General features: G+C 55.1%; 19 protein-coding genes. 11 read left to right on the forward strand and 8 right to left on the reverse strand.

The genetic code is table 11. The features are described from left to right. Window positions 1-30: 30 nt before the first annotated feature. Entirely contained in the window at window positions 31-1509 is a 1479-nt protein-coding gene (locus tag ACN1CO_RS04305; protein ID WP_419137961.1) for a PAS domain-containing sensor histidine kinase, read from the forward strand. Beyond that, complete coding sequence (locus ACN1CO_RS04310; RefSeq protein ID WP_419137963.1) at window positions 1502-2143, forward strand: response regulator; 642 nt, start codon at window positions 1502-1504, stop codon at window positions 2141-2143. The genes ACN1CO_RS04305 and ACN1CO_RS04310 overlap by 8 nt, the downstream gene beginning before the upstream one ends. A gap of 191 nt (window positions 2144-2334) precedes the next feature. Here ACN1CO_RS04310 and ychF read toward each other — a convergent pair whose 3' ends face one another. Beyond that, entirely contained in the window at window positions 2335-3426 is a 1092-nt protein-coding gene (gene ychF / locus ACN1CO_RS04315) for a redox-regulated ATPase YchF (RefSeq protein ID WP_419137965.1), read from the reverse strand. Between the two features lie 108 nt (window positions 3427-3534). Then, window positions 3535-4122, reverse strand: a complete 588-nt coding sequence (gene pth, locus ACN1CO_RS04320) for an aminoacyl-tRNA hydrolase (RefSeq protein ID WP_135909094.1) — start codon at window positions 4120-4122, stop codon at window positions 3535-3537. Between the two features lie 255 nt (window positions 4123-4377). Here pth and ychH point away from each other — a divergent pair, with 255 nt between their 5' ends. After that, window positions 4378-4653, forward strand: coding sequence for a stress-induced protein YchH (gene ychH, locus ACN1CO_RS04325; protein WP_419137968.1), 276 nt, complete (start codon window positions 4378-4380; stop codon window positions 4651-4653). On the opposite strand, the gene ACN1CO_RS04330 is transcribed toward ychH, so the two are convergent. From ACN1CO_RS04330 to lolB, 4 genes are all read right to left on the reverse strand, one after another. Next, window positions 4650-5801 (reverse strand): GGDEF domain-containing protein, encoded by a 1152-nt coding sequence (locus ACN1CO_RS04330; RefSeq protein ID WP_419138971.1) that lies wholly within the window; start codon window positions 5799-5801, stop codon window positions 4650-4652. The two genes, ychH and ACN1CO_RS04330, sit on opposite strands and share 4 nt — an antisense overlap. Before the next feature lie 213 nt (window positions 5802-6014). Further along, window positions 6015-6962, reverse strand: a complete 948-nt coding sequence (gene prs, locus ACN1CO_RS04335; protein WP_003850825.1) for a ribose-phosphate diphosphokinase — start codon at window positions 6960-6962, stop codon at window positions 6015-6017. A gap of 136 nt (window positions 6963-7098) precedes the next feature. After that, on the reverse strand, window positions 7099-7956 hold the full coding sequence (gene ispE, locus ACN1CO_RS04340; RefSeq protein ID WP_419137971.1) for a 4-(cytidine 5'-diphospho)-2-C-methyl-D-erythritol kinase: 858 nt from the start codon (window positions 7954-7956) through the stop codon (window positions 7099-7101). Then, complete coding sequence (gene lolB / locus ACN1CO_RS04345; RefSeq protein WP_150015460.1) at window positions 7953-8576, reverse strand: lipoprotein insertase outer membrane protein LolB; 624 nt, start codon at window positions 8574-8576, stop codon at window positions 7953-7955. The genes ispE and lolB overlap by 4 nt, the downstream gene beginning before the upstream one ends. 216 nt (window positions 8577-8792) lie before the next feature. Between lolB and hemA the strand changes: the two genes are divergently transcribed. The 6 genes from hemA to kdsA are packed head-to-tail and all read left to right on the forward strand — an operon-like array spanning window position 8793 to window position 14115. Beyond that, window positions 8793-10049, forward strand: a complete 1257-nt coding sequence (hemA, locus tag ACN1CO_RS04350) for a glutamyl-tRNA reductase (protein ID WP_419137973.1) — start codon at window positions 8793-8795, stop codon at window positions 10047-10049. A 43-nt stretch (window positions 10050-10092) separates the two neighbouring features. Next, window positions 10093-11175, forward strand: coding sequence for a peptide chain release factor 1 (gene prfA, locus ACN1CO_RS04355; protein ID WP_179895952.1), 1083 nt, complete (start codon window positions 10093-10095; stop codon window positions 11173-11175). Beyond that, complete coding sequence (prmC, locus tag ACN1CO_RS04360) at window positions 11175-12008, forward strand: peptide chain release factor N(5)-glutamine methyltransferase (protein ID WP_419137975.1); 834 nt, start codon at window positions 11175-11177, stop codon at window positions 12006-12008. The genes prfA and prmC overlap by 1 nt, the downstream gene beginning before the upstream one ends. 23 nt (window positions 12009-12031) lie before the next feature. Then, window positions 12032-12424: a SirB2 family protein gene (locus ACN1CO_RS04365; RefSeq protein WP_419138972.1), complete on the forward strand. Its 393-nt coding sequence runs from the start codon at window positions 12032-12034 to the stop codon at window positions 12422-12424. Between the two features lies 1 nt (window position 12425). Continuing rightward, entirely contained in the window at window positions 12426-13235 is an 810-nt protein-coding gene (gene sirB1 / locus ACN1CO_RS04370; RefSeq protein WP_419137977.1) for an invasion regulator SirB1, read from the forward strand. A 25-nt stretch (window positions 13236-13260) separates the two neighbouring features. Continuing rightward, entirely contained in the window at window positions 13261-14115 is an 855-nt protein-coding gene (gene kdsA / locus ACN1CO_RS04375) for a 3-deoxy-8-phosphooctulonate synthase (protein WP_419137979.1), read from the forward strand. A 60-nt stretch (window positions 14116-14175) separates the two neighbouring features. Here the strand turns inward: kdsA and chaA are convergent, their stop codons facing one another. Then, window positions 14176-15267 carry a sodium-potassium/proton antiporter ChaA gene (chaA, locus tag ACN1CO_RS04380; protein WP_419137981.1) on the reverse strand — a complete coding sequence of 364 codons (1092 nt, stop codon included), beginning with the start codon at window positions 15265-15267 and terminating at the stop codon, window positions 14176-14178. Window positions 15268-15640: 373 nt separating this feature from the next. Between chaA and chaB the strand changes: the two genes are divergently transcribed. Both chaB and ACN1CO_RS04390 read left to right on the forward strand, forming a co-directional pair. Continuing rightward, on the forward strand, window positions 15641-15871 hold the full coding sequence (gene chaB, locus ACN1CO_RS04385; protein WP_419137983.1) for a putative cation transport regulator ChaB: 231 nt from the start codon (window positions 15641-15643) through the stop codon (window positions 15869-15871). Between the two features lie 226 nt (window positions 15872-16097). Next, complete coding sequence (locus ACN1CO_RS04390) at window positions 16098-16772, forward strand: gamma-glutamylcyclotransferase (protein ID WP_419137985.1); 675 nt, start codon at window positions 16098-16100, stop codon at window positions 16770-16772. 83 nt (window positions 16773-16855) lie between these two features. Here the strand turns inward: ACN1CO_RS04390 and ACN1CO_RS04395 are convergent, their stop codons facing one another. Further along, complete coding sequence (locus ACN1CO_RS04395) at window positions 16856-18283, reverse strand: serine/threonine protein kinase (protein ID WP_419137987.1); 1428 nt, start codon at window positions 18281-18283, stop codon at window positions 16856-16858. Window positions 18284-18327: the final 44 nt, after the last annotated feature.

Consider the following 18327-nt stretch of genomic DNA (forward strand, 5'->3'; position numbering starts at 1 on the left):
CTGCGGCATGATAAATTCGTGGAGGGAATAATGCTTTTACAGGGTGTATCTGGTCAGAATGAAAATCACGAAATTAATATCACCGGTTTATCAAATATTGCCTTAAACAAAATTCATGATGCGATATATTTGATAGACAGCCAGCTGCATATCAAATATGTCAACGATAAAGCCTGCCAGTTGACGGGATATTCCCGCGAGGCATTTTCGCAACTCAGCTTTGACATCATAGATAAAGAACTGCGCGACAATGATGTTTTTGCCCTGTGGTGGAAACTGAGTACCCGCCCTGAAGGGATACAATTCACTTCACATCATACCGGTCGGCATGACGTCTTTCCCGTGGAGGTGAGTTGTAGCGGATATCACCAGGATGGTGAGCTGCATATCTTATGCATTGTGCGTGATATGCATGAAATTCGTCGGCAAAAAGAGCAGCAGCAACTGCGGGAAAAACAGCTGCATCAGGTAGTGGAAAATTCTCCCGACCTCATTTTACGTTTTGATTTGCAGACCCGTTGCCTCTATGCCAACCTGGCGGTCCGCAGCTGGTTTAATCTTAGCGAAAACGATATCAGTCGGATGCCGCTGACCGAAAGCGTGCAGCGCGGGGGGATTGGACTGAGCCTGTTTAAGCTGGTCTCACGCACCATGGTTGATGAGAAAGTGGCCGAAGATGAGCTGGTGGTAACGCATCAGGGTGATAAACGCACCCTGCATGTGCGCTGCGTGCCGGAATATGATTTACAGGATGAGCTGGTTAGCGTGCTGGCGGTTGGGCGCGATATCACCGCAATCCGCAAGACCGAAGAGGAGTTGCGGCAGCTAACCCATAATCTGGAGCGGGCGCGGGAAGCAGAAAAAAAACAGCTGGCGCGTGATATTCATGACGAACTGGGCCAGCATTTAACCGCGCTGCGCACAGGGTTGTCGCTGCTGGCGATGCGTAAAGATCAGTCTGTCGATGCCCAGCAGGCAAAAATCCAGCAACTGATGGTGCATCTGGACAGCACGATTCAGGTGGTGCGCGATGTCTCGACGCGCCTGCGGCCTAATGTTCTCAATCTTGGGTTGATTCCGGCGCTGGAATGGTTGCGCGATCAGTTTATAAAAGACAATGGTATCCGCTGCATTTTGCTGGCACCTGATGAACACACCGTGGTGCTGGATGAGGCGACGCTGACGGCGGCCTTTCGCGTGGTACAGGAGTGCCTCACCAATGTCGTCCGCCATGCCAGAGCCAGCAATGTGTATATCTTCGTCAAACTCAAGCCGGATGCGCTGCTCATTGAAGTGGTCGATAACGGCAAAGGGTTTCATCTGAATCGTGTGAAGAAAGGGACGTGTGGGCTGCACGGCATCAGGGAGCGAGGACGCATGCTAAATGGAGAAGCGACCATCGATAGCACACCCGGTAAAGGGACCCGGGTTAAACTGAATTTCCCCCTCTCTGTAAGCGCTAAATCAGAAGCATCCAGTCCGAAACCGGGAGTATTAACCGATGAGTAAATGCATACGTCTGATGATTGCCGACGATCATGCCATTATGCGCGAGGGCCTGAAGCAAATTTTTGCTCTTGATGAAAATATTGACGTGGTATGCGAAGCATCGGATAGCGGCCAGGTGCTGGAGCGTCTGCGTCAGCACGAAGTCGATCTGCTGCTGCTGGATATTTCGATGCCTGGCATGAGCGGTGAAGATCTGATTACCCGCCTGATGCCTCTCTATCCCGGGCTGCGCATTCTGGTCTTGAGTATGTACAACGAACCGCAGATTACCCGGCGGGTATTAAATAATGGCGCGCTGGGCTATATCACCAAAGACAAATCGCCGGATGTTTTACTCAAAGCGATTCGTACCGTGGCGCAGGGATCACGTTATATCGATCACGATCTGGCACAGGAGATTATCTTCTCCGACTACCAGAGCAATAATCGTGCGCCTCATGAGAGCCTGACGATGCGCGAACGGCAAATCATGATCATGCTGGCCCACGGGGAGTCGATTAATGCGATAGCCGATGCGCTCTCCATCAGCAATAAAACCGTCAGCACCTATAAATCACGCATGATGAAGCGAATGAAATTCACCAATAATGCTCATATCGTCAAATATTCCCTGCAGCATAACCTGGTGCAATAACGTCTCAAGGCTCAGTCTGATAAGTCCCGGGCTGGGTCGATCTGAGCGTGTTTGAAAGCACGGCTAATGGAGGATGTATACGCCTGAGTTTTACGCCGACCACATAATGAAAAATCCACGCAGTTGCGTGGATTTTAAAGATTTTCGCATCGTCATGAGGTTTAGTGAAACCCCATGAGACAACAACCCAATCAGACGTTAAACAGGAAGTTCATCACATCGCCATCTTTCACGATGTACTCTTTACCTTCTGAACGCATCTTGCCGGCTTCTTTAGCGCCTTGTTCGCCCTTGTAGGCGATGAAGTCTTCAAACGCGATGGTCTGTGCGCGGATAAAGCCTTTCTCGAAGTCGGTATGGATTTTACCGGCTGCCTGTGGGGCAGTCGCGCCAACCGGGATAGTCCATGCACGGACTTCTTTCACGCCAGCGGTGAAATAGGTCTGCAGGTTCAGCAGGGAGTAACCGGCGCGGATAACGCGGTTCAGGCCCGGCTCTTCCAGTCCCAGTTCGGCCATGAATTCGTCACGGTCTTCATCTTCCAGTTCGGCAATGTCCGACTCAACAGCGGCGCACACAGGCACCACGACTGAACCTTCTGCTTCGGCGATGGCACGGACTTTATCCAGGTACGGGTTGTTCTCGAAACCATCTTCACTGACGTTAGCAATGTACATGGTTGGCTTCAGCGTCAGGAAGCTCAGATAGCGGATGGCCGCCTTCTCGTCCGCATCCAGATCCAGTGAACGCAGCATGCCTGCTTCAGAAAGGTGCGGCAGACACTTCTCCAGCGCAGCCAGTTCGGCTTTGGCATCTTTGTCGCCGCCTTTGGCTTTCTTCTGCACGCGCTGAATCGCACGCTCACAGGTCTCAAGATCGGACAGCGCCAGTTCGGTGTTGATAACGTCAATATCTTCAGCCGGATCAACTTTGCCCGCGACGTGGATAATGTTGTCGTTTTCAAAGCAGCGCACGACGTGGCCGATGGCTTCAGTTTCACGGATGTTGGTCAGGAACTGGTTGCCCAGGCCTTCACCTTTTGACGCGCCTTTAACCAGACCCGCAATATCGACGAATTCCATGGTAGTCGGCACCACGCGCTGCGGCTTAACAATCTCAGAAAGCTGGTCGAGACGCAGGTCAGGCATTGGCACCACGCCTGTGTTTGGCTCAATGGTGCAGAAAGGGAAGTTAGCCGCTTCGATGCCCGCTTTAGTCAGCGCGTTAAACAGAGTGGATTTACCGACGTTCGGCAGGCCCACGATACCGCATTTGAATCCCATGGTTTGATACCCTTTATAACTGGATGGACAGCGCGCCAGAAGGCGGACTGTCGGAGACGAATTGAAAAATTTCGCGCATTATACACGGAATCGCGACGATTCGGGCGTTTAAGCAGGCCTGAAGGCGTGCAGCCGGTTCATCGCCTTGATGCGATCCTCTTTCAGCCACAGTTCGGTGCAGCGCGCCGCTTCATCAATGGCATCATCAATCAGCTTCTGCTCACTGGCGGGCGGCTTGCCCAGCACAAATCCGGTCACCTTGTTGCGATCACCGGGATGCCCGATACCGATACGCAGACGATGGAAATTGTTGTTATTACCCAGTTTGCTGATGATGTCTTTCAGACCGTTATGGCCGCCATGCCCGCCGCCTTGCTTAAACTTTGCCACACCAGGCGGCAAATCGAGTTCATCGTGCGCCACCAGAATCTCTTCCGGCGCGATGCGATAAAAGGTCGCCATCGCCGCTACCGCTTTACCGCTCAGGTTCATAAAGGTGGTCGGCACCAGCAGGCGCACATCCTCTCCGGCTATCGCCAGACGGGCGGTGTAGCCATAGAATTTGCTTTCCTCTTTCAGTGACTGATTGTGGCGCTCAGCCAGTAAATCCAGATACCAGGCACCCGCATTATGGCGCGTAGCGGCATATTCAGCGCCCGGATTGGCAAGGCCCACAATCAGTTTAATGCTGCTCACAATGATTATCCTGCAGTTATCGCGAAAGGGCGTTAGTTTACTTCGCTACGGGCAGGATGACAAAGCACAAGCATTGAAATGATTCAGGACAGTGATTAATCATTTTCTATCTAAATCAACAGGCTGCAATCAGGTCCAGTGATTACTTTATGGCTGATGTGTGATCCATCCCGCAACGTTGCTTCTATCCATTGCCTAAACTTATGGCACTTAACATTGTGTGCGGTTTATTACTCATAAGGATGGAGGTGCAGCATGAAACATCAACATTGCCGCGTAGCGGGTAACAGTTTGATGGTACTGGGATTAGTCACAATGGTACTGGGCGTCGGTTTTTCAATTATTAATCAGCTTCCCTCACTCGACCTGCCGCAGCTTCTGGCGCAGGGTGCCATGTTAGGCATCTTTATCGGTGCTCTGCTGTGGCTGGTGGGGGCGGGTCTGAGTGGTCGTGAAAAGGTAGAAGACCGTTATTACTGGCATCGTCGCTATGACAATCGCTGCCGCAGGTATCACAATTCACACCATTAACTGATGGCTGCAGTAGCCGGATGCTGCGCAGTGCGGTTCCGGCCACTGGCTTTAGCGTGATAGAGCGCTGCATCCGCCAGCGCCAGTAAATCTTCAAACCCCTGCTGGGGGTTCGTTACCGTGGCAAAGCCAATGCTGACCGAATAGGGTATCGCATTGGGTTGCGACGCACAGACCGCCAGACGGATCGCTTCACACCATGCTTCTGCTTCATTTGCCTCTGCGGGGATTATCGCCGCAAACTCTTCTCCGCCCAGTCGCGCAAAGCGCCCCTCAGTCGGCAGTAACGCTCTGACAACATCGCAAAAGTGGATCAGGACCAGGTCGCCCTGATGATGACCATACTGATCGTTTATACTTTTGAAATGATCGAGGTCGAACAGTATCGCGCTGAAGGGCCGCTTCTGACGTCGGCAGCGCGTCACAATCTTTTCTGCTTCATTAAACAGGGCGCGACGATTCCAGACGCTGGTCAGGGGATCGTGCAAAGAGGTATGTTTTAAGGCTATCTGCATCCGTTCATTCACCATGGCCAGAATGGTAAACGTCAGGCCGATGACAAACAGAATGGATTCCAGGATAACGTAAACCGAGAAGTTCGACCCGCCAATCGCGCCAGGACGGGCGCTGGGAATTGCGTTGTCCAGAAATAGCCGCGCCAGGTGAAACAGCAGATGGATCCACAGCAGCAACTGCGCCGGCCAGAAGGTTGCCTTGAGCGTATCACGCGCCTGCCAGAGCAACTGAATCAGTGCCGCGGTGTAAACGCCGCAGGCGATGCACAATACCAGTACCCGCTTGGGCAAGCTGTAATAGAAGGCCGGAAAACAGCAGAGCAGTGCCCAGAGCAGGGCGCCCAGCAGCCAGTGGGTGCCGATGGGTTTGCCGCAGAAGCGCCGGAAAGCATTTAACAATCCCCCATAAGCCAGCATCATGACCACGTTACCCACCGCAACCGGCAGGAAATGCAGGCCACTGCTGCGCAGGCTACTTAAAAAGACGGCAATCAGCGTAAAAACCAGCGACAGGCAGGTGAAGCCAAGGACGCGATCATACTGCGATCCGATCCAGGCAAAAACCATGATGATGCTCAGAAACCCCAGCACATAGAGCTCGCAGACAAATAACGTATAGATATCCAGGCTCATGGCGGTCAGGTTCTCGGGGAAAGTGCGCAGCAAATTACCACTTTACGGCACAGGGCAGAAGCGGTGAACGCAGGGTTTAAGTAAAAGAGTGAGTGGCGTTGAAAATAGGGGGTTTTGAGGCGATTTTTCGCGGGAAAATCAGAAAAAGAAGTGCGTTAATCGGGCGAACGGCAGGCATAAAAAAACCGGGCACAGGGCCCGGTTCCGCGAAGATTAATGCTCGAACATCGCCGAGATAGATTCTTCGTTACTGATGCGGCGAATGGCTTCGGCCAGCATGCCAGATAAGGTCAGCGTGCGCACATTCGGCAGTGACTTAATCTCATCAGAGAGTGGGATGGTATCGCAGACGATCACCTGGTCGAGTACAGATTTACGCAGGTTTTCAACCGCATTGCCGGAGAAGATCGGGTGAGTCGCGTAAGCAAACACGCGCTTGGCACCACGCTCTTTCAGCGCTTCAGCCGCTTTGCACAGCGTGCCGCCGGTGTCGATCATATCGTCGACCAGCACGCAGTCGCGGCCAGCAACGTCACCAATGATGTGCATCACCTGAGAAACGTTCGCGCGAGGGCGGCGTTTATCGATGATAGCCATATCGGTGTCGTTCAGCAGTTTAGCGATAGCACGGGCACGTACTACGCCACCAATATCGGGAGAAACAACAATCGGGTTTTCCAGACCGATCTGCATCATATCTTCCAGCAGGATCGGACTGCCAAATACGTTATCAACCGGGACGTCGAAGAAGCCCTGGATCTGCTCGGCGTGCAGGTCAACCGTAAGAACACGGTCAACACCGACGCTGGAAAGGAAGTCTGCCACTACTTTAGCGGTGATAGGAACACGCGCGGAACGCACACGGCGATCCTGACGGGCATATCCAAAGTAGGGAATGACTGCGGTAATACGACCAGCAGAAGCACGACGCAGCGCGTCGACCATCACAACCAGTTCCATCAGATTATCGTTGGTGGGAGCACAGGTGGACTGGATGATGAAAATATCACCACCGCGTACATTTTCATTGATCTGTACGCTCACTTCACCATCACTGAAACGTCCTACTGCGGCGTCTCCCAGGCTGGTGTAAAGGCGGTTGGCAATACGTTGTGCTAGTTCCGGGGTGGCGTTACCAGCAAATAGCTTCATATCAGGCACGAGAAGAACCTCAGGCTTTGCGTCCAGAGAATGAACGGCATGACTGTAACCGGCGCGTACGGTCATGTGCGTTCACACGGGTGTGTTGATGCGAAACGTGCAGTGTCTGGAACGGGGTGACACTGTCACGCATTCGCTAATCGCCTCGCAGGGTACGCTGTAGCGGCGAAACATTTACGCCCCGGGCTACAAATCCGCGCACCCCATTCGGGGCAAGCTCCAGCACCTGACGGGCAGCAGACTCGGTGTCGAATTCAGCAAACACACAAGCGCCCGTGCCAGTCAGGCGTGACGGCGCGTATTCTAGCAGCCAGGAAACAAGCTCATCAACCTCGCGAAAACGTTTTCTTACCACTGCTTCACAATCATTGGTGAAGGGTGCAGCTAAAAGCGTCGATAAACTGCGCGATGGGGTGTCACGCGTCAGTTCGGGGTCGTTGAATACCACTGGGGTGCTGATGTTCACGCCGGGATGGGCAACAAGATACCACTTTTCTTCCGGCTCTGCGGGCTGAAGTTGTTCACCCACACCCTGCGCAAAGGCCGCAAAGCCCTTCACGAAGACCGGCACATCCGCGCCCAGCCTCACGCCAAGCGCCGCCAGCTCATCTGGTGTGAAACCGGTTTGCCACAGTTGATTCAGCGCCACCAGCACGGTGGCTGCATCTGACGAACCGCCGCCGAGACCGCCACCCATGGGCAGACGTTTCTCAATGGCAATCTGCGCGCCTGCGCGTGGAGGCAGGCAATGTTTGTCCAGTGCCGCCTGCCTCAGCATGGTCGCGGCGCGCATAATCAGATTGTCCGCATCCGCGACGCCCGCCACCGGTGTTAACAGCTGAATCGAATCGCTGTCATCAACGGTAATCTGCAACTGATCACCGTAATCCAGAAACTGAAACAGCGTCTGCAGGGTGTGGTAGCCGTCGGGACGACGGCCGGTGATGTAGAGAAAAAGATTCAGTTTTGCCGGGGCAGGCCAGTGGGTGATCATTGAACGGTCCAGCCGTCCATACGCAGTTTAATCCGCTGATCACCCTCTTTCAGCTCCAGGCTGGATGGCAGCGGCGGGGTAACTTTACTGTCGTAGCCCGCGATAGACACCTGCCAGTTTTGGCCGTCGCGGCTGTAGTTCAGACTGCTCAGCTGATAGCTATCGTTGAGCTGATAATCGGTGGCATCGCCAGGCAGACCCATCATCCACTGACGCAGATTGGCCAGCGGAATGTTCATGCCGGTCAGCTGCGAAATCATCTTCTGCGCATCGTTGCTGACGTAGCGCTTGCCCTTGTTGTCGACGATCTGCACCACTGAACCCTGCGCATCAAGCTGCAGTTCGGTGCTGCCCAGCGGGTTAGTCAGCAACAGGCGATAGCGGTCGGGCGCGGTCTGCTGCCAGTTGAAGCGGGCATAGACTTTCTGCTTGTCAGAAAGGTAGGCAAAGGCGCCGCGGGTCTGGTAGTGCGTGACCTTTGAGACCGCCTGCTGATGCTGTTGCCACTGTGGCGCGGTAACGCTGGGGCCCGGGCCTTGCGGTTTGTTGACGCTACAGGCCGCCAGCAGGACGCTGGCAAGGGGCAAAAGGCGCAACAGATTGCGTGGTGAATTAAGCATCAAGTGGTCATCTCCTCGGACACATTTATTATTCGTAACGGATAACGCTAACCGTCCCGGTTTTAACCGTCAATGCTGTTATGCAGCAAATTGAGCACGATCGGGTTAATCTTATTACAGTCATAGCCTTTGTATGGCTTTTCTTGATCTGCCGCATCTTGTAGAATGCGCCTCACAAAACCCTGACATTATTGGGACATCCCAACCAAAATCACCATGACGCTGCTCGCTCTCGGAATCAATCACAAGACAGCCCCCATTGCTCTGCGCGAACGCGTCTCGTTCGGGCCGGAGACGCTTGAGCAGGCGTTAAACAGCCTGTTATCACAGCCAATGGTGCAGAGCGGCGTGGTGTTGTCCACCTGTAACCGGACGGAACTCTACCTGAGTGTAGAGCAGCAGGCCGACTTACAGGCGCGTCTGGTGAGCTGGTTATGTAATTATCATCAGCTGGATGAAGAGGATGTGCGGAGCAGCCTCTACTGGCATCAGGATAACGAGGCGGTCAGCCACCTGATGCGCGTCGCCAGCGGACTCGATTCACTGGTGCTGGGCGAACCCCAGATCCTCGGTCAGGTAAAAAAAGCGTTTGCAGACTCCTCACGCGGTCAGGCGCTGAGCAGTGAACTGGAACGCATGTTCCAGAAAACCTTCTCTGTTGCCAAGCGCGTGCGCACGGAAACTGATATCGGTGCTAACGCCGTCTCGGTAGCGTTTGCCGCCTGTACACTGGCCCGTCAAATCTTCGAATCTCTCTCCTCCGTCAATGTGCTGCTGGTCGGCGCAGGCGAAACCATTGAGCTGGTGGCGCGTCATCTGCGTGAACATCAGGTCAAAAATCTGATCATCGCTAACCGTACCCGCGAACGCGCCGAAACGCTGGCGGCAGAAGTGGGTGCGGAAGTGATCACGCTGGCGGAGATCGATGCCCGTCTGGCAGAAGCCGACATTATCATCTCCTCAACCTCCAGTCCGCTGCCGATTATCGGCAAGGGAATGATGGAGCGCGCCCTGAAAGCGCGCCGCAACAAACCGATGCTGCTGGTGGATATTGCCGTACCGCGCGACGTAGAGCCGGAAGTGGGCGACCTGCCCAACGCCTATCTCTACAGCGTGGATGACCTGCAGGCGATCATCGAGCAGAACCTGGCGCAGCGCAAAGCGGCCGCGGTTCAGGCCGAAAGCATCGTGGTGCAGGAAAGCAGCGAATTCATGGCGTGGCTGCGCTCACAGGGCGCGGTAAATACCATCCGTGAATATCGTTCTCAGGCGGATGAGATCCGCGCTGAGCTGGAAGGCCGTGCGCTGCAGGCGCTGCAGCAGGGTGCCGATCCGCAGAAAGTCATGCAGGAACTGGCGCACAAGCTGACCAACCGTTTAATACACGCTCCAACCAAATCACTTCAGCAGGCCGCCCGCGATGGCGATAATGAACGCCTGCAGATTTTACGCGACAGCCTGGGTCTCGATTAGGCACAACGCTGTCGCCACCTGTTTACGGGAATCCCACATTTAAATGAAAACCTCTATAGTTGCCAAACTGGAAGCCCTGCAGGAGCGCCACGAAGAAGTGGAAGCGATGCTGGGCGATGCGGGTGTCATCGCCGATCAGGAGCGTTTCCGTGCGCTGTCACGCGAATATGCTCAACTGACCGATGTGACCCGTTGTTTCCGCGACTGGCAGCAGGTGCAGGAAGATATCGAAACGGCGCAGCAGATGCTCGACGATCCTGAAATGCGCGATATGGCGCAGGAAGAGTTGCAGGAAGCGCGCGAGAAGAGCGAAGTGCTGGAGCAGCAGCTGCAGGTTCTGTTGCTGCCGAAAGATCCCGATGATGAGCGCGCCTGCTTTATTGAAGTGCGCGCCGGAACCGGCGGCGACGAAGCCGCGATCTTCGCTGGCGATCTGTTCCGCATGTACAGCCGTTATGCCGAAGCGCGTCGCTGGCGCGTGGAGATCATCAGCGCCAACGAAGGCGAGCATGGCGGTTACAAAGAAGTCATTGCCCGCGTAACCGGCGAAGGTGCCTATGGACGCCTGAAGTTTGAGTCAGGCGGCCACCGCGTGCAGCGTGTGCCGGAGACCGAATCTCAGGGCCGTATTCATACCTCAGCCTGTACTGTGGCCGTGATGCCGGAAATCCCGGAAGCGGAACTGCCGGAAATCAATGCCGGTGACCTGAAGATCGATACCTTCCGCTCCTCCGGTGCAGGCGGTCAGCACGTTAACACCACCGACTCCGCGATTCGTATTACCCACCTGCCAACCGGCATCGTGGTGGAGTGTCAGGACGAACGTTCACAGCATAAAAACAAAGCCAAAGCGCTGGCAGTGCTGGGTTCACGTATTCACGCGGCAGAGATGGCCCGCCGTCACGCCGCCGAAGCCAGTACCCGTCGCAACCTGCTGGGTAGTGGCGATCGCTCTGACCGTAACCGCACCTATAACTTCCCGCAGGGCCGCGTAACCGACCACCGTATCAACCTGACGATCTACCGTCTGGACGAAGTGATGGAAGGCAAAATCGACAGCCTGATCGAGCCGATTGTGCAGGAGTACCAGGCGGATCAGCTGGCGGCGCTGGCTGGTCAGGATTAATGGATATTCGTCACTGGCTGAAACAGGCGGTCGCCACGCTGTGCGGGGGTGACAGTCCGAAGCGTGACGCAGAGATCCTGTTAGGTTTTGTGACCGGAAAATCACGCAGCTGGTTAATCGCCTTTGATGAAACGCTGCTGAGCGTTGAGCAGCTCGGACAACTGGATAGCCTGCTGGCGCGTCGCGCCCGGGGTGAACCGGTGGCGCATCTGGTGGGAGAACGCGAGTTCTGGTCGCTGCCTTTGCGCGTTAATGACGCCACGCTGATTCCGCGCCCGGATACCGAACTGCTGGTTGAACAGGCGCTGGCGCATCTGCCCGCGACACCCTCGACCATTCTGGATATGGGCACCGGCACCGGGGCGATTGCTCTGGCGCTGGCCAGCGAACGACCCGACTGTCAGGTCACCGGCGTCGATCGCATCGAGGCCGCCGTCGAACTGGCGAGCAGCAATGCGCAGCAGCTCAGCCTCACCAACACCACCTTTCTGCTCAGTCACTGGTTCCAGGCACTCACGCCGCAGCGCTTTACCCTCATCGTCAGCAATCCGCCTTATATTGATGCCAGCGATAGTCATCTGGAGCAGGGTGACGTGCGTTTCGAACCGCGCAGTGCGCTGGTGGCCGATGAAGCGGGGCTGGCGGATCTGCGCACGCTGATCGAGCAGGCACCCGCGTGGCTGGTGCCGGGTGGCTGGCTGCTGCTGGAACATGGCTGGCAGCAGGGCGAGGCGGTGGCCGCGCTGATGCGGCAAAATGGCTATCATGCCGTTGAAACGGTCGAGGATTACGGCGGCAATCCGCGTGTGACCTTAGGTCAGTTCCCCTCATAAAAGCGCTTTAAAAAGGATTGATGATGTTCGCCTTTTATCCCCTGATTAAAAATCTGCACATCTTAACGGTCGTGCTTACCGTGACGCTGTTCCTGCTGCGTTTTTACTGGCTGCGCCGGGGATCGGCGATGATGACGAAACGCTGGGTCCGCATTCTGCCACACGTTAACGACACCCTGTTACTGGTGACCGGTATCTCACTGGTGATGATTACCCACTTCTATCCCTTCACACCGCAAGGAAGCTGGCTGACGGAGAAGCTTTTAGCGGTTATCATCTACATCGCCTTAGGATTTGTGGCATTGAGTCGCCGTCCACGCACTGATCGCACCCGCTGGATCGCTTTTCTGGTGGCGTTAATCGCCCTGGTGACCATCATTAAGCTGGCGCTGACCAAAATGCCGTTATGGGGATAGCATGACCTCGACCGAACAATTAGATTTCAGCCAGACACCGCTGTGTGAAGCGGTGATTGGCGCTACGCTTGCCATCCGCGTCGATTTCCCGGCGTTGTCGGTGGAGACGCAACTTGCGGCGCTAGTCGCCGAAGCGCGTGAGTATGTCAGCGACATCGAAGATGCTGACATGCAGCTCGAAAAGCTGCTGGAGCTGTTCTATCGCCAGTGGGGCTTTCGCGGAGCCAGCGGCGTTTATAAACTTTCCGATGCGCTGTGGATCGACAATGTGCTGAAGACCCGTCAGGGTACTGCCGTATCACTGGGCGTGATTCTGCTGCACATCGCCGCCGAGCTGGAACTGCCACTGATGCCGGTGATTTTCCCGACGCAGCTGATTCTGCGCGCCGACTGGATTGATGGCGATAAGTGGATGATTAATCCGTTCAATGGGGAAACCCTGGATCGGCACACGCTGGAAGTGTGGCTCAAAGGCAATATCAGCCCGACCGCGCGTCTTTATGACGAAGACCTGGACGAAGCGAAAACCGTCACCGTGATGCGCAAGATGCTCGACACGCTGAAAGCGGCGTTGATGGAAGAGCAGAAGATGGAGCTGGCGCTGAACGTCAGTCAGGTGCTGTTGCGTATCGATCCTGATGATCCGTACGAAATCCGCGATCGCGGTTTGATCTACGCGCAGCTGCAGTGCGACCATATCGCCCTGAATGATTTAACCTACTTCGTTGAGCAGTGTCCTGAAGACCCGGTCAGCGAAATGATCAAAGTTCAGATTCACGCAATCGAACAAAAACAGGTCACGCTGCACTAAGCGGACCCACTGAAAAGGAAAGGGCATGACACAGAAAGTCGTGAGTATTGGCGATATCAAAGTCGCAAACGATCTGCCATTTGTGCTGTTTGGCGGGATGAACGTGCTGGAGTCGCGCGATCTGGCGATGCGCATCTGCGAACATTACGTCACCGTCACCAGTAAACTCGGTATTCCTTACGTGTTTAAGGCGTCGTTTGATAAAGCGAACCGCTCCTCTATTCACTCTTATCGTGGCCCAGGCCTGGAAGAGGGAATGAAGATTTTCCAGGAGCTGAAGCAGGCTTTCGGCGTGAAGATCATCACCGATGTCCATGAAGCGTCTCAGGCGCAGCCGGTCTCTGAAGTGGTTGATGTGATCCAGCTGCCGGCCTTCCTGGCGCGTCAGACTGACCTGGTGGAAGCCATGGCGAAAACCGGCGCGATCATCAACGTGAAGAAGCCACAGTTCGTCAGCCCGGGTCAGATGGGCAACATCGTTGATAAGTTCGCTGAAGGCGGCAACGAGCAGGTTATCCTGTGCGATCGCGGCAGCAACTTTGGCTATGACAATCTGGTTGTCGATATGCTGGGCTTTAACGTGATGAAGAAAGTCACCAAAAACAGCCCGGTGATTTTCGATGTGACTCATGCGCTGCAGACACGCGATCCGTTTGGCGCAGCCTCAGGCGGTCGTCGTGCGCAGGTGGCTGAGCTGGCGCGTGCGGGTATGGCGGTCGGCATTGCCGGTCTGTTTATCGAAGCGCATCCGGATCCGGAACACGCCCTGTGTGATGGCCCATCCGCGTTGCCGCTGGATAAGCTGGAGCCGTTCCTGGCGCAGATGAAAGCGATTGACGATCTGGTGAAGAGCTTCCCTGAACTCGATACCAGCAAGTAAGTTTGCTGCAAAAAAAAGAGCGATTAATCGCTCTTTTTTTTCGCCTGAAATCCGGTGACGTTACAGCATGATGGTCATCAGATAACCGATAAACAATGCCAGATGAGCGGCACCATTGAGTACATTGGTGCGTCCGGTCGAGAAGGAGAGCTGACACAGAATCAGCGACGCCATCATAATCACCATCTGTGGTGGCTCCAGGCCGAATATCAGCTCCTGTCCGGTCAGGGTGGCGATAATGGTCACCGCCGGGACTGTTAAGGAGATGGTCGCCAGCACCGAACCAAAGAACAGGTTCATGGCGCGCTGCACCTGATTCATCAGCACGGCTCTGATAGCGCCCAGACCTTCCGGTGAGAGGATCAGCAGAGCCACCAGGAAGCCGGTGAATTGTGCCGGTGCATTCAGATCTGTCAGCAGGCTTTCCAGCGTATTCGCATTCATCTTGGTCACGGCAATCACCGCAATCAGATGCACCAGTAGCCAGATCGTGTGCCAGACGCTGCTGTGCGCCGAGGGTTTGCCGTGATGCGGGTCCCCATCGTCACTCTCATCTTCGTGTTCGTAAACAAACAGGCTCTGGTGAGTTTTAGTCTGGATCAGCAGGAAAACGCCATACATCGCTGCGGAAATCGCTGCGATGAGCAGTGCCTGGGTGACAGAGAAATTACCGCCCGGCAACGCGTTGGGAAACACCAGCACCAGAATCGCCAGGGGAAAGATAGCAATCAGATATTGCTTCACGCCCGCCAGATTAACGTACTGCGTCGCAAATTTATTACCGCCCAGCAGCAGCGCAAAGCCAACCAGCCCGCCAGTCACAATCATCACAATCGAATACAGCGTATCGCGCATCAGGCCGGGTGCAGCATCGCCGGTCGCCATCAGCGCCGAAATCAGGCTCACTTCAAGAATGACGACAGAGAGACTCAGAATCAGAGAGCCATAGGGTTCGCCCAGCCGGTGGGCCAGCACGTCTGCATGTCGTACAACGGCAAATGCGCTACTGAGAATGGCAACCAGCGCCACTAAGTTGATAACGACGACTATCGGAAATGACGTGGTAGCACCAAAAAAATAAAGTATCCCCAGCGTGATAAGGGGAAATATCAGCGAGAATTCCTTGTGACGTGTTTTTTCATGTGAAGGCATTCACCATCCTCTCTGGTTAATGATTATCCGGACACAGCAAGTGCTGCTGTTAGAAATATAATCAGTTTTAGGGCAGGGCGCAGTTTATCTTTTCACCCGCCCCAGCGGGAGAAATTTACTGCTTTTTACTTAAATGCAATAAAGTCTCGAAGTGGTATTAACCTGAAGTTATCTCAAATATTGCAATAGTAATCAGTGCACAACAATTAGGGTTTATCCATTGAACGGGTGATTATCCCCCATAAAAATCGCTCTTCATTATAACTTGTGTGGCCTGATTCAGGTTTTTAATCTGAAGCGACGATAAAACACTGTTTGTGTTTTTTCTCTGCTGCGCCAGGCTTAACAGGTATCCATAAACTGAGGAGTAGTTATGCCTTACGCTAACCGAAACGACTTACCAGACAACGTAAAACACGTGCTGCCCGCGCATGCGCAGGATATCTATCAGCAGGCATTTAACAGTGCGTGGGATCAGTATAAAAAGGCGGAAGATCGCCGTGGCGATGAATCGCGGGAAGAGGTGGCGCACAAAGTCGCCTGGTCAGCCGTGAAAAAAGAGTATGAAAAAGGCGATGACGATAAGTGGCATCCTAAAAAATAATGCCCTCGCTAGCCTGTTCATGCCAAAGGGCCAGGATTATCTGGCCCTTTTTTTCGGCTTCGCTATCAGGTTTATCTGGTTTTTTTTAAGCTGGGACCGGAATCACCCTTGTAACCCCGCGCAGAAATAGATTAATGTCAATTTGATGAACGAAACGCAGTGCCGTTTTGGAGATCATGTTACTGGAGCCATTCTGCAGGACGCTGTTGAAGTTGAGGAGGTCGCATTGCTTACCCGGGAATTTCTATTAAAAGCGGATTGTAAAACGTCGTTCGGGGATATCGATGAGACGCTACTCTGGACTTGCGAGCAGCGCGCGGCCTCGCTGGCAGCCACCCTGGCCTGCCGTCCCGATCACAGCCCGGTGTGGATCTTTGGCTACGGCTCGCTGATGTGGAACCCGATTTTTGAGGCGGATGAAGTCGCATCCGGTTCGCTGGAGGGCTGGCATCGTGCTTTCTGCCTGCGGCTGATTGCCGGACGTGGCACCGCCACGCACCCAGGCCGCATGCTGGCGCTGAAGCAGGGCGGCCGCACCACCGGACTGGCGTTTCGTCTGCCGGAAGCGCGCCTGCATGAAGAGCTGGCACTGCTGTGGAAACGTGAGATGATCACCGGCTGTTATTTACCGACATGGTGTGAATTACAACTTGAGGATGGCCGCAGCGTGACGGCGCTGACTTTTATCATGGACCCGCGCCATCCGCTCTATGAATCAGACTCCTGCCCGGAGGCGATTGCGCCTCTCATCGCCGCCGCCAGCGGCCCGCTGGGCTCGAATGCGCAGTATCTGTTTGCGCTGGAAGAAGAGTTGACCCGACGCGGCATGGAGGAGGAGAGCCTGAGCCGGCTGGCACATCAGGTGCGGACGTTACAGCAATCCTGCCTGAAGCAGGCCTGAGCCGGGTCAGCAGCTCAGAAGCAGCATAGAAAAGGGCGCGACATTGTCGCGCCCTTTTACGATCCTGGCATTCGTTACCGGGATTAGTTACCCGGATTAATCAGCCAGGTGCCGGGCTTATCGATAGTCAGGGACTGGCTGTGCATCTCACTGCCATTCTTCACGTCAATTTTGTACTGGCCCGCCGCCAGATTCAGCGCGGCAAATCCGCTGCTGCCGGGTTTCACCTCGACCGGCTGTCCGTTCAGCACCACGCTCTCACCGCTTTCCAGCTTCAGATAGACCGTCGCCAGCGCGGCCGGAACGGCGGCGGCTGACGGAGCCGATGCGGGCGCCTGCGTCACGGCTGAGCTGTTGCTCACCACCTCCGGCGTCGCACTATGGCGATTCGTCAGCCATACCGTGACGATCACCGCCAGGATAGCCACGGCCGCCAGACCCAGGAGGCCTGGTGACAGTTTACGCACGGTGCGCGGCGTTACTGGCTCAGCAGACGCGGCGGCATGATTCATCGCCATCACAACCGGCGGAGCCGGCTCAACGACTTCTTCGATCGGCAGAGCAGGCGGTTCGCCCGGCACCGGGAAGCTGTTCACCACCGCTTCCACATCACTGACCGGCAGATCGATCAGCGCCGCAAAGGCGTCAATCGTTTGCGGACGATCGCCGGGTTTCATGGCCAGCGCGCAGTCAATGGCGTGCAACAGCGGCAGCGAGTAGCCTTCAGGCTGGCGTTCCACCAGCGGCTGATAATTATCTTCAATGCAGCGCACCACGCTCACCGGCGGTGGATTACCGGTAATCAGGCTGTGCAGCACCGCGCCCAGGGCGTAGATATCGGTCCACGGTCCCTGTTCGACTTCACCCTCTTCGCTGTACTGCTCAATTGGCGCAAAGCCAGGTTTAAGCATGATTTCCGTTTCGTCAGAGAGATTGCCAATCTCTTTACGCGCCGAGCCGAAGTCCAGCAGCACCGGCAACTGGTTCTCCTGCAACTGGATGTTGTCGAGCGAGATATCGCGATGCAGATAGCCGGCCTGATGAATGGTGCTGATGGCACCTAGCAGCGGCGGCAACAGACGACGGATCCAGGCTTCACAGATCGTCGCCGGGCTGGTGACCTGCCACTCTTTCAGCGTCATGCCGCTGTAATAGAGCGTACCCATATAGGCCGTGCCGTTCTGTTCCCAGAAGCGCAGTACGTGCAGTAATCCCGGATGGTTAAAGCGGGCCAGCAGACGCGCTTCCTGAATGAAGCTGTTCAGTCCGGCATTAAACAGCTTCTGGAAACGCTCACCGCGTAGCTCCAGCGTTAAATCGGCGCCACGGACGGCCAGCGACACCGGCATATACTCTTTGATGGCAATAGTGCGTTCTAGCTGATGATCCCACGCGCGATAGACGATGCCGAAGCCGCCGCCCCCGATCACTTCCTTGATCTCAAACTCATTGAAACGGTAACCGTCAGGCAGGGCATTCGGAACAGTTTTCGGATTATCATTTGCCGACATAGTGAACTCTCTGTACACGGCCTGATCGCCAGGCTGCGCGGTAA

This window comes from Pantoea sp. R13S299 (assembly GCF_048515925.1).
In the GTDB taxonomy this organism is placed as follows: Bacteria; Pseudomonadota; Gammaproteobacteria; order Enterobacterales; family Enterobacteriaceae; genus Pantoea.

Bases quoted from the DNA above. Each gene is read 5' to 3' on its own strand.
- ACN1CO_RS04305 (WP_419137961.1), top strand. From the start codon at position 31: ATGCTTTTACAGGGTGTATCTGGTCAGAATGAAAATCACGAAATTAAT.
- ACN1CO_RS04310 (WP_419137963.1), top strand. From the start codon at position 1,502: ATGAGTAAATGCATACGTCTGATGATTGCCGACGATCATGCCATTATG.
- ychF (WP_419137965.1), bottom strand. From the start codon at position 3,426: ATGGGATTCAAATGCGGTATCGTGGGCCTGCCGAACGTCGGTAAATCC.
- ychH (WP_419137968.1), top strand. From the start codon at position 4,378: ATGAAACATCAACATTGCCGCGTAGCGGGTAACAGTTTGATGGTACTG.
- ACN1CO_RS04330 (WP_419138971.1), bottom strand. From the start codon at position 5,801: ATGAGCCTGGATATCTATACGTTATTTGTCTGCGAGCTCTATGTGCTG.
- ispE (WP_419137971.1), bottom strand. From the start codon at position 7,956: ATGATCACCCACTGGCCTGCCCCGGCAAAACTGAATCTTTTTCTCTAC.
- lolB (WP_150015460.1), bottom strand. From the start codon at position 8,576: ATGCTTAATTCACCACGCAATCTGTTGCGCCTTTTGCCCCTTGCCAGC.
- hemA (WP_419137973.1), top strand. From the start codon at position 8,793: ATGACGCTGCTCGCTCTCGGAATCAATCACAAGACAGCCCCCATTGCT.
- prfA (WP_179895952.1), top strand. From the start codon at position 10,093: ATGAAAACCTCTATAGTTGCCAAACTGGAAGCCCTGCAGGAGCGCCAC.
- prmC (WP_419137975.1), top strand. From the start codon at position 11,175: ATGGATATTCGTCACTGGCTGAAACAGGCGGTCGCCACGCTGTGCGGG.
- ACN1CO_RS04365 (WP_419138972.1), top strand. From the start codon at position 12,032: ATGTTCGCCTTTTATCCCCTGATTAAAAATCTGCACATCTTAACGGTC.
- sirB1 (WP_419137977.1), top strand. From the start codon at position 12,426: ATGACCTCGACCGAACAATTAGATTTCAGCCAGACACCGCTGTGTGAA.
- kdsA (WP_419137979.1), top strand. From the start codon at position 13,261: ATGACACAGAAAGTCGTGAGTATTGGCGATATCAAAGTCGCAAACGAT.
- chaA (WP_419137981.1), bottom strand. From the start codon at position 15,267: ATGCCTTCACATGAAAAAACACGTCACAAGGAATTCTCGCTGATATTT.
- chaB (WP_419137983.1), top strand. From the start codon at position 15,641: ATGCCTTACGCTAACCGAAACGACTTACCAGACAACGTAAAACACGTG.
- ACN1CO_RS04395 (WP_419137987.1), bottom strand. From the start codon at position 18,283: ATGTCGGCAAATGATAATCCGAAAACTGTTCCGAATGCCCTGCCTGAC.